Consider the following 14,877-nt stretch of genomic DNA (forward strand, 5'->3'; position numbering starts at 1 on the left):
ATAACATTAAAGCGAATAGTTTAAATTTATCTAAGATTGAAATTATCTAAGTTTAAAAACTTTTTTATTAAATGTGGGTTTAATGAAGACTATTCATATAAAAATGGGATTTATGAATTTTAATTAGGAGAGTTATAAAAAACTCTCATTATATAGGTAGAGTATGTATGTTTATTTAATTGTCAATACAATTGATGTTAGGAAAATAAAAGCAGTAGAAAAAAATATTATTGAGCTTTATAATCAAGGTTTGTTGATTATAAATGATGGAGACTCAAGATATTATTTTTATAAAATTAATCATATAAACTCTGAAATGCTGGCAGATTCAATCAGAAATGTAGAATTAACAGTTTTGGAATTTGCAAAACATTTTGGTTTCAAATCAGGTAAAATTAAGAATGCAGATCAAGAATATTTTGAATTTTTTTTAGTTGATAAAAGCTTTGGTAATCAAAAGCTTTTATCTTCAAAAAAGATTAAGGCTTGTTGCAATTATTTCTTATTATTTAGATTAATATGTATTAAAGGAAATTGAATGGAGTTTTTATATTCTGATGAAGAGAATTATTTAAAAAATAGATTTTTTGATTTTTTTAATATGAATATAGATAAAGATAAGTATACAAGCATTGGAATTTGTGGTGGTCGAAGTATAGTCACTTTTTTAAGTGTTTTTTTTAAAGAAAATTTTTCTTTAAAAAGATCACATTTTTTTTTAGTCGATGAACGTTGTGTTCCGTTGAATGATGAGAATAGCAATTATAATTTTTTAAACAAAAATTTTTTTTCCAAAATGGTTGATAAAAATTTAATAAGTGTTTCCAAATTTCATACTTTTGTTTATAACGAAATAGATGAAACCACAGCTATCCATGAGTATAATATTGAATTTAATTCTAGGTTTAATATTTTTGATTTTATTTTAGTTTCTGTTGGTGAGGATGGCCATATCGCATCTCTTTTCCCTTCAAGAAAGCTGTTGTTTTCAGATGTAGAAGGTTATCAGTATGAATACAATTCTCCTAAATTTCCTAGTAAAAGAATAAGCTTGACGCCAAAATCTTTGTTTAATTCAAAAGCGGTTGTTTTGCTATTTATGGGAGTTGATAAAAAGCGTGCTTTAGAGAATTTTTTAGGTTTTAATAGTTCTATTAATGAATGTCCAGCTAAACTTCTCAAAGAGCATCCCAATTTATTAGTTCTTACAAACATCAAAAGAGATGAAAGTTATGCAGGATCCTAGGCTTTCTAAGTATAAAAATACTAAAAATTTAAGTAAAAAAACTGTTGAACAAATTGATACTTTGAGTTTAAATAAAAACTTTTCCGATTCAGAGATTCAAGGCTCTATGCTTAGATCTTGGATAAGTCTTATTAAGGGTAACAAGACTAAATCACCTATTGAGCCTAAATCTAATAATATTAATGATTTAAAGCCAGGGTTTATTCGCAAAGAGAGCAAGGTTACAAAGATTGCAAAATATTTTTTAGCTATTGGACTTGAAAAATCTGCAAAGATTATGTCTGAGCTTGATGATTCGGATATAATCTTAATTACTAGAGAAATTTCAAAGATTAGTTATATTGCTCCAGAAGAAAAAGATCACATTATTAAAGAATTTGAAGAGTTGCTGAGGAATGAAAAAAGGTATGTTAAGTTTGATGACAACTTTGCTTACGAATTATTAAATAAAACATTAGGAAAGTCTAAAGCAAAATCAATTTATAAAAAAGTTACTGGCAATGATATTTTTATTCCTTTTGACTATTTCTCTCAAATTGAGCATGAACAACTTTGGGCATTAATTAAAGATGAGAATATTAAAACGCTTGTCATATTATATAATTATTTAAATAAAGATCAGAAAAAGTATGTTTTTTCAATGCTAGGAGAAGAAGATAGAAGAGAATTTGTAAAAGATCTTGCTAGACCAAGGCAATTGAGCATGGAGACAATAGAGGCAATTTCAAATAAGCTTAAGGATAGATTTAAGATGCAAGGAAGACTTAAGACAGATAAACTTGATGGATCTAAGATACTTGTTGATATTTTAAGCTATATGGATTCCAATGAAGAGAAAAATCTTCTTAATAAGATTAATATTCAGGATTTAAATCCTGTTGTAGACAGTGAAATTCGAGAAAAAATATTTGATATCAATGTAATATTGAGAATCATGGATAATGACCTTTATAATATTTTAAGAGAGTTTACAGACAAAGAGATTGCAATTATTATTAAAGATAAAAGCGATGAAGTTAGAGATAAAATGCTTTCAAATGTCTCAAAAAGGCGTAAAGAAATTATTTTAGATGAAGAAGCTTTTTTGGGAAAAATAAGTAAAAAAGATTTAAAAACCATGACACTATCTTTTATTAATTATATTAAAAATTTAACTTTAAAAGGCGATTTAGTAATATATAGAAAAAATGAGGAATTTGTTTAATGACACTTGACAAGTTGCGTAAAAAATATATTGATTTTTTTAAATCAAAAAAACATTTTGAAATAATGGGTAAATCATTGATTCCTGAAAATGATTCTACAGTTCTTTTCAATACAGCCGGAATGCAGCCCCTTACTCCTTATCTTCTTGGAGAAGTACATCCATCAGGAGATATGCTTGTTAATGTTCAAAAATGCTTAAGAACAGGCGACATTGATGAGGTTGGAGATTTGAGTCATTTAACTTTTTTTGAAATGCTTGGAAATTGGTCTCTTGGAGCTTATTTTAAAGAGTATTCTGTAAAGTGTAGTTTTGAATTTTTGACGTCTTCTGATTATTTAAATATTCCCAAAGACAGTCTTTACGTGAGCGTATTTGAAGGCGATCAAGAGATCCCTCGTGATACAGAGACGGCTAAAGTTTGGGAAAGTTTGGGCATTCCCAAAGATAGAATATATTATCTTTCTAGGAATCATAATTTTTGGGGGCCTGTTGGATCTAAAGGGCCTTGTGGACCAGATACTGAAATATATGTGGATACTGGAAAGACTAAGTGCTCTCTTGGCTGTGATATCACGTGTTCTTGTGGTAAGTATTTTGAAATTTGGAATAATGTTTTTATGCAATACAATAAAGATGAAAATGGTAATTACGTAGAATTGGATCGAAAATGTGTCGATACGGGAATGGGACTTGAGAGAACAATTGCTTTCTTGCAGGGTAAATCTTCAGTTTATGATACAGATGCATTTATTCCTATAATAAGAAAAATAGAATTTATTTCTGGTAAAATTTATGGACAAAAAGAAAATGACGATAGATATATTAGAATAATTTCTGATCATGTTAAAGCGGCTTGCTTTATTTTTGCTGATAGTTCTGTTGTTTTCCCCTCCAATTTGGGTCAAGGATATGTTTTAAGAAGGCTAATAAGGCGATCGATTAGATATGCAAAAAAGCTTGGAATAAAATCCTATTTTTTAGCTGATCTTGTTGATTCTGTAGAGACCATTTATGGATCTTTTTATAATGAGTTGACAGAAAAAAAAGATTTTATCAAAAAAGAATTGATCACAGAAGAAGAAAAGTTTTTTAAAACCTTATTTCAAGGTGAGCAAGAATTTATTAAAGTAACACGAAATTTATCTTCTAAGACTATTCCTGGCGATATTGCTTTTAAGCTTTACGATACTTATGGTTTTCCATATGAAGTAACAGAAGAGCTTGCTTTTGAATATGGCTTTAATATTGATAAGTTGGGTTTTAATGAGCATTTTAAAAAGCATCAAAAGACTTCAAAGAAAGGGGGTGACAAAGTCTTTAAAGGAGGGCTTGCTGATTATACTTATGAGACTACCAAGTTACATACAGCGACTCATTTGCTTCATAGGGCGCTTCAATTAGTATTAGGTGATCATGTTAGGCAAAAAGGAAGCAATATCACTGCTGAGCGATTAAGGTTTGATTTTGTGCATTTTAAAAAGATGACAGATGATGAGATAAAAAAAGTTGAAGAGATTGTTAATTTACAGATAAAAAATTCTTTATCTGTAAAAAAATCTATAATGGAATTAAGTGAAGCTCGAGAAAAAGGTGCCATGGCTCTTTTTGGAGAGAAATATGATAATTTAGTGAGCGTTTACGAGATAGATGGATTTTCACTTGAAGTGTGTGGAGGTCCTCATGTAGAGAATACCAATGAACTTGGTACTTTTAAAATACAAAAAGAACAATCCTCATCTTCGGGTATAAGAAGGATAAAAGCTATTTTGATTGATGAGTAAAATTGTTTATTATTTGTTGATTTATTTTAATAGGAGGTTTTATGATAAAATCAATTTTGGATTATTTATTGACTTTGCATCCTGTATTATTAGGACTTTTGGGTTCTACTTTTACTTGGTTTACTACAGCTTTTGGAGCAGGAGCAGTTTTTTTCTTTAGAAAGGTAGATAATAAAATAATGGACGCTATGCTTGGTTTCTCTGCTGGTATTATGATAGCGGCCAGTTTTTTTTCGCTTATCCAACCGGCTATAGAAAGAGCTGAAGAGCTTGGATATATTACCTGGATGCCAGCTGTTTTTGGATTTCTTGTTGGAGCATTTTTTATATACATTGTAGATGTATTTATTCCAGATCTCGATAAACTTACTTTTATTGATGAAGATTTAACCAAACACGGTAAAAAAGATTTTCTACTCTTTACTGCCGTTACTTTGCATAATTTTCCAGAAGGATTAGCTGTTGGAGTTGCTTTTGGAGCCTTGGCGTCTAATCCAGATATTCAAACTTTAGTTGGGGCTATGCTTCTTACGCTAGGTATTGGCATTCAAAATATCCCTGAAGGAGCTGCTATTTCTCTACCTTTAAGAAGAGGTAATGTTGCTTTGGCAAAATGCTTTAATTATGGCCAAATGTCAGGATTAGTGGAAATTGTAGGGGGGCTCATGGGTGCTTATGCGGTTTATTCTTTTACCCGAATTTTACCTTTTGCTTTAGCTTTCTCAGCAGGAGCCATGATTTATGTCTCCATTGAACAATTAATACCTGAAGCTAAGAGAAAAGATATTGACAATAAAGTGCCAAGCATATTTGGTGTTATTGGTTTTACATTAATGATGTTTCTTGATGTTTCATTAGGTTGAAATTACCCAAATTTTCCACTGATATATTCTTCAGTTTTGGTACTTTTGGGATTAAAGAATAGTTCGTCAGTTGGGCTTTCTTCTTCAATGCATCCATTAAGGAAAAATGCGGTTCTATCAGATATTCTTCCGGCTTGTTGCATGTTATGGGTTACAATGATTATTGTGTAACTTTCTTTTAAATTTATTATTAGCTCTTCAATCTTACCTGTTGATATTGGATCGAGTGCAGAGGTAGGTTCATCCATTAGTATTACATTTGGCTGTATTGCAAGAGTTCTTGCAATACAGAGTCTTTGTTGTTGACCTCCTGACAAACTTAATGCATTTGTATTAAGTTTGTCTTTGACCTCGTCCCAGAGTGCAGATTTTTTTAGCGATTGTTCTACTATTTCATCTAGTTTTTTTTTATCTTTTGTTCCATGAATTTTTGGTCCGTAGCTTATATTGTCGTAGATAGACATTAAAAATGGGTTAGGAGTTTGGAATACCATTCCTATTTTTCTTCTAAGTTCCAGGATATCGAAATTATTTGAATAAATGTTTTTCCCCTCATATATTACATTGCCTTCTATTTTAACGCCTTCAACAAGGTCATTCATTCTGTTGAGAGTTCTTAAGAATGTTGATTTGCCGCATCCAGATGGACCTATTAAAGCAGTAATACTATTTTTTAGTATTTTAATATTTATTTCGTTTAGAGCCTTAAAGTCTGTATAAAATAGATTTAGATTTTCTGTTTCTATTATAATTTCATTTTTTGGTTTATCTTTTTCCTTTACCACTTATTTAATCCTATATAATTTGTTTATTAAAAATTTTGATGTTAAATTTATTATGAGTACCATTATTACAAGTATTGAAGCTGTTCCAAATCCTTTATCCAGGTGTCCTTCTTGAAATAACATCAGTAAGTGCACGGTTAATGTTCTTGATGGTCCATTTAAATTTGTTGCAAGTCCTAAGTTTGTTCCCATTGTAAAAAGTAGCACAGCTGTTTCTCCCAAGGCTCTTCCTATTGCAAGAACTATTCCTGTTAGTATTCCAGGAATAGCTGCTGGAACCATAATTTTAATGATAGTTTCTGTTTTGTTTGCTCCTAAGGCAAATGAAGCATATTTGTATGATTTTGGGATTGTTTTAAATGTTTCTTCGGTTGTTTTAACAATCATTGGCAATATCATTAAAGAGCTCGTTATTGCTCCTGAGAGTATTCCCATTCCAAAAATTGGCACAAAAAATATCAGTCCAAAAAGTCCAAAAATTATTGCAGGAATTGAAGACAGAATGTCAACGCTCATAGATAGTATTTTGTAAAATATTTTGTTAGAAGTGTACTCGGCAAGCATTATGCCAGTTCCTATTCCAATGCATATTGAAATAGCAGTTGTTAGCAATATTACATAAAAAGTATTTAAGATTAAGTAAGAAATTCCGCCATATGCACCAGAATCTCTTGGAGTAGATAATATGAAATTTAAATTCAAGGGACTACTTTTGTCAAAGTAATGCATTTTAATAAAGGGTGCTTCAATATTTTGAAAATAATGCCAAGGTACAATTGCTAGTGCGCCTTCTGTTTTTTCTATAGTTTGTATTATTTTTTCTTTTTGGTCAGTATATTCTATTATTTTTAATTTAATATCCTTTGATATTAAATTAATCCATTTTTCTTTGCCTTCAATAAGTTTTTCAACCTCATCAACACCCAGTGTATTGATTATTTCATTTTCATTTTTTGTTAAAGTTTTTTTATTTATTAGGACAGACATAGTTTTTATTTTTAAAGCTTTAATATTAGGATATAACTTTAAATCTAGGGACTCGAATTCTTCTTTTGTTAAATAACTTACAGAGCCTATTGTGCTGTTTATGGTTTGAAGTATTTTTTTTGTAGATGGTTCGAATTTTATGTATCTTTTATTAAATACATTGTTTTTGATTAGTGCTCTTAAAATAGCTTTGTTAGATGTGATGTTAAGTGAATTGACAATAGGTATAATATCGATTCCTTGATCTGAAATACTCCCCCAGTGTGAAATTTTATTATTATATATGTTGTAAATGTCTTTTGTTGAGATTTTATCTACATTGATATTTTTGTTAACGATAAAAGCAATTTGTATTTCTTTGTCGTCTTCTGTTTTAAATGGCACAAAGTTTTGAGTTTTGCTTAAAAATAAAGTTTGTTTTTTTTTAAAATAAAACAAGGAGTTGTACAATATATATGCTATTAGAAAAATTAATAGCGCTGTTAAAAAATATGCAATAAGGTTGATTATAAAGAAATAGAACTTGTTGATCAATTTGTTTATTTGAGTTTTGGTCACTTTTTCTTTAACCTTTTATTTGAAGATAGTATGAAATTTTTGAGTAAATTTGTAATTATTGAAAATAGTAATAACACCAGGGCTGTAGAGAATAGAGCTTCTCTGTGGGTACCTGAGGCGTATCCCATGTCCATAGCAATATTTACAGTTAGTGTTCTAATCGGAGAAAATACATTTTTTATAAAAAGAGGAGAGCCCCCTCCTACCATTAATACTGCCACTGTTTCTCCAATAGCTCTTCCTATTGCTAATATTGTTCCTGCTAAAATGCCTCGACTAGCTGATGGTATTGTTATCTTATATATTGTTTGCCAGTCTGTTGCTGCTAATGCAAGAGATGCAAATTTATATGATTTAGGAACGGCTTTAAGTGATGAATAGCAGACGCTAATTATTGTGGGAACTATCATTATACTTAATATAAGTGATGAGCTTATTAAATTGTATCCCAAATTGTCTTCTCTTTGAAAAATGTTTTTTACTAAGGCGGCAATAAATGTGCTTCCAAAAAATCCGTAAACCACACTAGGAATTCCTGCCAAAAGCTCTATTACTGTTTGTAAAAATTGTCTGTAAAATCCTTTTGCTTTTTCAAGTAAATATATTGCAAATCCCAATCCAATCGGTAAAGCGATTAAAATAGAAAAAAGTGTGGTTAAAAAAGAATTAATAATGAATGCTAAGATTCCATAAGATTTTTGTAGGCTATTAGTAGGATCCCAATTTGTGCTAAATAAAAAGTTGAAAATTTTAATTTTATTAGTAACAAATGGCGTTATTCCAGTTTTTAATATAAACGCACCTAAAAACACTATTGATAAGGAACTGATTATTGCAGATATAAGAATAAAAGATTTGAAAATAATTCCAACTATCTTTCTTTTTGTCTTTAAGCCTAGATGCATTTTTTAAAAGAATCCCTTAAAGCTCATGTTAGTGTTAAATTGTATTACTTGACTTGATGTTAAGTCAAGTAATCTTTTATTTAATTTAATTTGTTTTTATCCCCAAAAAACCTTGTTCTTCAACGATATCTTGTCCAGTTGAGCTTGTCATAAAATCAATAAATTGAGTTACGCTTTTATCTTCGTATTTGTTATTTGTAACTATTATTAAATTTCTTTTAATGGTGTATTTATTGCTATTTATTGTTTCTTTTGTAGGGTATGTTCTGTTGACTGAAAGTATATTTAACCCTTTTTCTATTGAATTTTTTGCGTATCCAAGGCCTATATACCCTATTGAGTTTGGAGTAAGGCTTGTTTTTTCAATTACCTCGCCATTGGATTTTACTACTATTCCGTCTTGTCTGAATTGAGATTCTTCGTGAGTTTTAAATATTTTATTAAGAAGTAGATCTTTTATAGACGAATAAGAACCTGATGAGGAATCTCGATTAATAAAGTTGATTTTAGCATCAGGGCCTCCCACTTGTTTCCAATTTTGAATTTTTCCATTTAGTATTTTAGCTAGATTTTCTTCTGTAATATTTGTAATTTTTATTTCGGGGCTTGTGATGAAAATTAAAGCATCATAAGCAAATACGGTTTCTTTTGCTCCCTGTTCAATTTCCTCTTTTGTTAAATCTCTTGATGATATGGCTATTTTATATATTCTGTTGAATAGCCCGTTTATGCCAACACTACTTCCTTGTGCATCGTATGTTACTTTAGCATTGCTGTTTATTTTATTATATTTTAAAATCATTTCGTCTAGTATTGGGCTTACAGTTGTAGATCCCCCAATTGATACAATTTGTTCATTGTCTTGATTTTTACAGTTGTATAATAAACTTGTTGATAGCATAAAAATTAAGATAATAATTTTTCTCATCAAGTAAACTCCTTTGTTTAAGTATATAATAGCATTAATTTAAAATAAGTCAATTATAAATTAACTTTATTGATTAAGTTATAATTGGGGAATAATAGTAAATATTTAAATTTTTTGGTATAAATTAACTACTAGATTTGTATGTTAAGTTTTGCGAGGTATTAAAATGGCGTTAGTGAGATCTAGTGAGATTGAAAAAGGTTCTTTTTTACTTATCAAAGGAGCCCCCCATATTGTTCTTGAAAGAGAATTTTCAAAAACGGGTAGGGGAGGGGCAATAGTAAGATTAAAGCTTAAGAACTTAAAAAGCAAATTTATCATTAGAGAAACTTTAAAAGGAGCAGATACTGCAGAAGCGATTGAAATTTATGAGGTTGGTGCCCAGTATTTATACAAAGATAAAGACGTTTTGGTTTTTATGGATTTAGAAACTTATGATCAAGTTAGTTTGGACTTAAAAGAAAGTGCTAATTTCCAAGATAAGGTACCTTTTTTGCAGGAGTCGGAAATCTATTCTCTTGTGATGTTTGACAATGTGGTTATTGATATTAAGTTGGCCCCAAAGATTGCTTTTGAAGTTGTAGAGGTTGAAGCAGCTGTTAAAGGTGACACTGTAACAAATGCAATGAAAAATATTACTCTTAATACAGGGCTTGTAATAAAAGCTCCGCTTTTTATTAACGTTGGAGATAAAGTTTTGGTTAATTCTGAAACCAAAGAGTATGCAGAGCGGATTAAAAGTTAAATTAATATTATTTTTTTGTTGTGTTGTTTGTTCTTGCGAAATAAATTATCCAGAGATAAAAGAACTTGATTATAAGGTAAATTATTATTTTACTGAGAATCGTTTAGATTATTTTATGAGTTTTGATTTTGCAATTAAAGTTCTAAATCCAAAAGATGTTTTTAAACTATCAATAGAAAATAAGAACACCAGTGAGTTTATTCAGGTGGTTAATAACGATTATAGCTCTTTTTTTATTGATTCTAGTCTTGGCAAGGATATTTTGTATTGCAGGGATTTGAGGTTTAATTTTTTTGATGAAACTTTTGAAGACTTTATATCATCTGTTCGTATTTTTGATAAGGGTATGAGGGTGTATAATAAAGAGCTTGTTGTTTCTTTAGGTATGTCAAAATATGATTTAGATGATGTTCATAATTATGTATATAAGTCTAAAGACATTGCAATGTTAAATAAGTTGAGCAATTCTAAAGTATTTTTTGTTAAAACTCTTAAAGATAAGCTATATCCAGTCTCTTCAGTTGTTGGAATTGATTCAATGGATGCTCTAGAGATCGATGAAACATTGGACAATTATATAAGTTTTTATTATATCGAAAAAAATTCAAATCTTTTTTTTAAAGTCAATTAAAAAAAAGATCAAATTGGGCCCACCAGGACTTGAACCTGGGACCTACCGATTATGAGTCGGGTGCTCTAACCAACTGAGCTATGGGCCCTTAGCTTTAATTATTATATTTATTTTTTATTCATTGTCAAGTTCATTTTGAATAACTTCTATTTTAGAAGTTAATGTATCTAATTTGTTATTAATTTTATCTTTTTCCTTCGTTAGGACTTGTATTTTTTGTTGAATGGTTTTTATTTCTTCCTGTTTTGCTATTTTTATTAAATCATTACTTAAGTTTAATATTTTATGGTTTGTTTTTTCTATTTTTTGGATTATTGAGCAGATTGCATTGGTTTTATTTGTTATTTTATTTTTTTTTGTTGTTTCAATAAATTCTTCAGCAATTTTTTTTAGAATATTTTCTTTGTTTTTTATAATAACATTGATTTCGGTTTTTATTTGACTCTTTTTGTATATTTTTTCTTTTTTGCTTATATGTATTATTTGTTTTATTTCTTCTTTTTTGCTTTTTACATTTGTTTTGATTTCATTTATTATTTTAAATTCTTTAATAATTAGATTGCTTAATTTTTTATTTAATGAAAATTCGTTTATTATGCTTTCAAAATTTTCAGAAAGGCAATATATTATGAATACTTGTTTTTCTAATTCTTTTGATATTTTACATACATTTACCATATTTATAATGTTGTTTATTGATGAGTTTACTTTAAGCATTATTCTTTGTAAAGAATTTTTTGTTTTATTATCATTTGATAATTCTATTTTTTTATATTTTTCAAGTTTCAATTTAGAAAAATTCATGTTGTATTTTGATATTAATTCTAGGTTTTGAGGATAAATTTTGATTATTGTGTTAGCAATTTCTTTAAGGTTTTTTTTATACGATTTGCTAACAGATTTATATTCTGTTTTAAGAATATAAATCTGTTTGTTTAAATTTTTTAATATGTTTTCATTTTCTTCTGATTTGCTTAAATTGCTTTTCATTTGGTACAATTCTTTTTCTGCTAATTTTAGATTAGGATAGTGGCTTAAATTTTTTAATTCTACTGTATTATTATTTTTTAATATTTTCCCAAGCTCAATTAAACTTTTTTCTTTTTCTAGCTTTAGTAAGCTGATTTCGGATTTGATTTTTTTTATCATTAGAACTCTGGTTTTATTTTATGCTCTGTCAACTTTTTTTTCAAGCTCAAATTTAGATATTTTGTAATAAATTTTTCGTCCATGAGGGCAATGTTTGATTTCTAGTTTAAAAAATTCATTTATTAAAAATTTGCTAAATTCAATGCTTAATATGTCATTTGTTTTAACAGCTTTTCTACATGCAATAGTTGCATATAGATCGGATTCAAGAGAATTTATTGTTCTACTTCTTCTTGATTGAAAAAAATGAATAAGAGTATTTTCATATTGATTGCAAATATTAGGAATAGATTCGAGTTGATATTTTTTAGAGTCTATTTTGGAGATTATGATGTCCAATTTTTTATATTCTTCGATTTCACTGTCTACAATTTCTTCTATGTTTTTATCAACTATTGTGAATTCAATTGGTATTAGAAGCTTTTGAATAGTTTTTTTTGAATTTCTAAGTTTTTCATATATTATTTTTTCGTGAACTGCGTGTTGGTCTATGAAGTAAATTTCATTTACTTTTTCAACGATCAAAAATTCAGAGAATATTTGACCGATATAGTTAAATTTTATGTCTTCTTTTTCATTTTTGGTTGGCGGTTTTTCAAATTCTAAAAAGTTGTCAGAGAAAATGTTTGCAATGTTTTCCTTAAGTGATGGTCTATTTTGTATAATTGAGTTATATTTTCTAAGGCCAATGTCGTTTTGTAGTATGTCTTTGTTTAGTTCGTTTACATTATTTTCTGTTTCTAAATTTTTGTTTTGTGGCATATCATATGTGTTAGTTTTATTAAAGTTTTCTGGTTGGTTTATAATTTCTATTAAATGATCGTCATCTGTTAATTGTCTTTTTATTATTATGTCTTTGTAGCTATTATCTATGTTTTTATCGAAAAAATTATTAATATTGTCGGAGATTAGTTTAAATAAAAATGGAAGATTGTAAAATCTTACTTCTTTTTTTTGAGGGTGAACATTAAAGTCAATATATTCAGGGTTTATTTCTAGAAATAAATAACATATTGGGAAGTTGCCAGGGGAAAGTATTCTATTGTGCCCATTAGTTATTGCTTCTAAGAGATCTTTTTGATCGATAGGTCTTCTATTGACAAATGTTTTAATATATCTTTTACTTTTTTTAGAAAAATTATCTGGTGCTAAAAATATTTCTATTTTTATATTTTCATGTTCTTTTTTTAAGACTTTAAATTTATTATTTTCTATTACATTTCCATATACATTTTGCACTCTATCAATTAACGATTCTTTAAAGTAAATTTTTCTTAGTTTTTGATTCAAATTAATTTCGAAATTGATTTCTGGGTGGGTTATTATTTTTTCTTCTAAAACTTTTAGACACATTTTTGTTTCAATAGGTTCTTGCTTTAAGAACCTTTTTCTTGCTGGAAAGTTGTGAAATATTTTTGTAACATCTACTATTGTTCCGGTTATGGTAGGTTGTTTTTTAAAGCATTTTTCGATTCCATTTTCTACTTCTATTTGATAGCTTTCATTGCCAGTTGTTGAGCTTGTTATTGAAATGTTGGAGCAAATTGCAATACTAGAGAGAGCCTCTCCTCTAAATCCTAGAGTTTCTATTTTTCTCAAATCCTCTTCTGAGGATATTTTTGAAGTAGTGTGTGGTAGATAGCATATTTTTAAATCTTCTTTACTTATTCCGCTTCCATTGTCTATTATTAAGATTTTTTGAATTCCTCCTTCTTCAAGAAAGACCTCAATTTTAGTAGCTCCAGAATCTATTGAATTGTCTAATAATTCCCTTAATATTGAACATGGTCTGTCTATTGATTCTCCTGCTGCTATTTTTTGAACCAAGTATTTATCTAAGAATCTTATTTTGTTCATTGAAATTTATATTCCTATTATTTTTTTAATATTTTCATTTTTTTTGTAATTTGGAAATTTTTCAACAAGTTCTCTTAATGTTTGATCATTGTTATTCTCATTATATTCTATTATTCCAAGCGCATGTAAGGCTTCTGGATTGTTTGGGTTTAATTTTGTGTATTCCTTTAGAAGGTCTTTAGCTCTCGTGTTATCATTAACTTCAATTAGAGTGGTTGCAAGATTATATTTTGCTTCAATATCTGAATTGATTATTGCTTTTTCAAAAATTTCAATTGCTTTTTGATAATTTTTTTGTTTTTTGTAAAGTATTCCAAGATTGTTTAAGGCCAATTTATTGTTTTTGTTTATTATTTTTTCAAGAGTTGAGATTGCTTGAGTCCTATTTCCCGATTTTTCGTATGCTTTTGCTAGGTTTATGTATGCTGAAGTATTTTCAGGGTTTTTTTCAAGTACTAAGTTGTAAAGCGATATAGCATTTCGGTAATTTTCGGTTTTAAAATTTATAGATGCTTTTAAATATAAATATTCACTTTTTTCTGGGTTTAAATTTATGGCCTTGTTTATTATCTCAAGAGATTCTTCAAGTTTGTTGTTCTCAAATTTTGCTATTGACAGGTTATAAATAGCAATTTCGTTAGGTTTTTTTGCATTGTCATTAAAAAAACTTAAATACTCTTCGCTTTTTTTGAAGTTTCCCAAGTTGTTAGATACTATTCCAGCTTTTAATGCATAATTTAGTTTTTTGTCAAGATCATAGGCATTTTTAAAACTTGTGAATGCTTGCTGCATGTCGCCATTTTTTTCTTCCGCTATTCCTTTTTGGTAGTAGGCAGTGTCATAATTTTTATCAATTTGTATTGCTTTCTCGAAAGCTTCTATTGCTTTTTTGTTTTCATTTAGCATTATTAAAGCTATTCCTTTATTGTTATGTGCTTTTTTATGTTTTGGATTGAGTCTTATTGTTTGATCAAATGACTCTATTGAGGGTTCATATTTTTTAAGCTTGAATCTAATGATTCCAAGTTTGTAGTAATCTTCTTGGGTATTTGTGAGTTTGGCAATTTTTTCATATACATTTTCTGCTTTTAGCAAATCTCCATTGTTTTCATAAGCTTGAGCTAAAGTTTTAGAGGCGTGGGTGTCATTGGGATTGATAGTCAAGAATTCGTTTAGATCTTTAATGGCTTGTTGACGTGTTTTTGGGTTTTCAAGATCAACAGGTTTTATTGAAT

The 14,877-nt window shown here is 28.5% G+C and carries 14 protein-coding genes and 1 tRNA gene; 7 read left to right on the plus strand and 8 right to left on the minus strand.

The annotated features are described in order from the left end of the window. The first annotated feature begins 163 nt into the window (after window positions 1-163). The 5 genes from BLO14_RS03175 to BLO14_RS03195 are packed head-to-tail and all read left to right on the plus strand — an operon-like array spanning window position 164 to window position 5,097. Window positions 164-538, plus strand: coding sequence for an SIMPL domain-containing protein (locus BLO14_RS03175; RefSeq protein WP_236736388.1), 375 nt, complete (start codon window positions 164-166; stop codon window positions 536-538). Then, a complete protein-coding gene (locus tag BLO14_RS03180) occupies window positions 539-1,246 on the plus strand; it encodes a 6-phosphogluconolactonase (protein ID WP_091972741.1) in 708 nt (235 codons plus the stop codon). Continuing rightward, the gene (locus tag BLO14_RS03185; protein WP_091972743.1) at window positions 1,233-2,450 is read left to right on the plus strand and encodes a flagellar motor switch protein FliG; all 1,218 of its coding nucleotides are present in this window, start codon (window positions 1,233-1,235) and stop codon (window positions 2,448-2,450) included. The genes BLO14_RS03180 and BLO14_RS03185 overlap by 14 nt, the downstream gene beginning before the upstream one ends. Next, window positions 2,450-4,234 (plus strand): alanine--tRNA ligase, encoded by a 1,785-nt coding sequence (locus BLO14_RS03190; RefSeq protein WP_091972745.1) that lies wholly within the window; start codon window positions 2,450-2,452, stop codon window positions 4,232-4,234. Before BLO14_RS03185 ends, BLO14_RS03190 begins: the two co-directional genes overlap by 1 nt. 41 nt (window positions 4,235-4,275) lie before the next feature. Continuing rightward, window positions 4,276-5,097: a ZIP family metal transporter gene (locus tag BLO14_RS03195; RefSeq protein ID WP_091972747.1), complete on the plus strand. Its 822-nt coding sequence runs from the start codon at window positions 4,276-4,278 to the stop codon at window positions 5,095-5,097. A gap of 2 nt (window positions 5,098-5,099) precedes the next feature. Here the strand turns inward: BLO14_RS03195 and pstB are convergent, their stop codons facing one another. The 4 genes from pstB to BLO14_RS03215 form a co-directional block, all read right to left on the minus strand. Beyond that, a complete protein-coding gene (gene pstB, locus BLO14_RS03200) occupies window positions 5,100-5,882 on the minus strand; it encodes a phosphate ABC transporter ATP-binding protein PstB (RefSeq protein ID WP_091972749.1) in 783 nt (260 codons plus the stop codon). Beyond that, complete coding sequence (pstA, locus tag BLO14_RS03205) at window positions 5,883-7,319, minus strand: phosphate ABC transporter permease PstA (RefSeq protein ID WP_091972778.1); 1,437 nt, start codon at window positions 7,317-7,319, stop codon at window positions 5,883-5,885. Window positions 7,320-7,423: 104 nt separating this feature from the next. Further along, window positions 7,424-8,332, minus strand: coding sequence for a phosphate ABC transporter permease subunit PstC (gene pstC / locus BLO14_RS03210; protein WP_091972751.1), 909 nt, complete (start codon window positions 8,330-8,332; stop codon window positions 7,424-7,426). A gap of 85 nt (window positions 8,333-8,417) precedes the next feature. Further along, complete coding sequence (locus tag BLO14_RS03215) at window positions 8,418-9,260, minus strand: phosphate ABC transporter substrate-binding protein (protein WP_091972752.1); 843 nt, start codon at window positions 9,258-9,260, stop codon at window positions 8,418-8,420. Window positions 9,261-9,426: 166 nt separating this feature from the next. Between BLO14_RS03215 and efp the strand changes: the two genes are divergently transcribed. Next, complete coding sequence (gene efp / locus BLO14_RS03220) at window positions 9,427-10,005, plus strand: elongation factor P (RefSeq protein WP_091972753.1); 579 nt, start codon at window positions 9,427-9,429, stop codon at window positions 10,003-10,005. Beyond that, window positions 9,983-10,636 (plus strand): hypothetical protein, encoded by a 654-nt coding sequence (locus BLO14_RS03225; protein ID WP_091972755.1) that lies wholly within the window; start codon window positions 9,983-9,985, stop codon window positions 10,634-10,636. Before efp ends, BLO14_RS03225 begins: the two co-directional genes overlap by 23 nt. 14 nt (window positions 10,637-10,650) lie before the next feature. Here the strand turns inward: BLO14_RS03225 and BLO14_RS03230 are convergent. From BLO14_RS03230 to BLO14_RS03245, 4 genes are all read right to left on the minus strand, one after another. Then, a tRNA-Ile gene (locus BLO14_RS03230) sits at window positions 10,651-10,724 on the minus strand. Between the two features lie 26 nt (window positions 10,725-10,750). Beyond that, on the minus strand, window positions 10,751-11,785 hold the full coding sequence (locus BLO14_RS03235) for a hypothetical protein (RefSeq protein WP_091972757.1): 1,035 nt from the start codon (window positions 11,783-11,785) through the stop codon (window positions 10,751-10,753). A gap of 18 nt (window positions 11,786-11,803) precedes the next feature. Further along, complete coding sequence (mutL, locus tag BLO14_RS03240; RefSeq protein ID WP_091972759.1) at window positions 11,804-13,642, minus strand: DNA mismatch repair endonuclease MutL; 1,839 nt, start codon at window positions 13,640-13,642, stop codon at window positions 11,804-11,806. Between the two features lie 6 nt (window positions 13,643-13,648). After that, a partial coding sequence (locus BLO14_RS03245) for a tetratricopeptide repeat protein (RefSeq protein ID WP_143280319.1) occupies window positions 13,649-14,877 on the minus strand: 1,229 nt, incomplete at its 5' end.

Origin of the sequence: Borreliella japonica (assembly GCF_900099615.1) — a bacterium.
Classification (GTDB): domain Bacteria; phylum Spirochaetota; class Spirochaetia; order Borreliales; family Borreliaceae; genus Borreliella; species Borreliella japonica.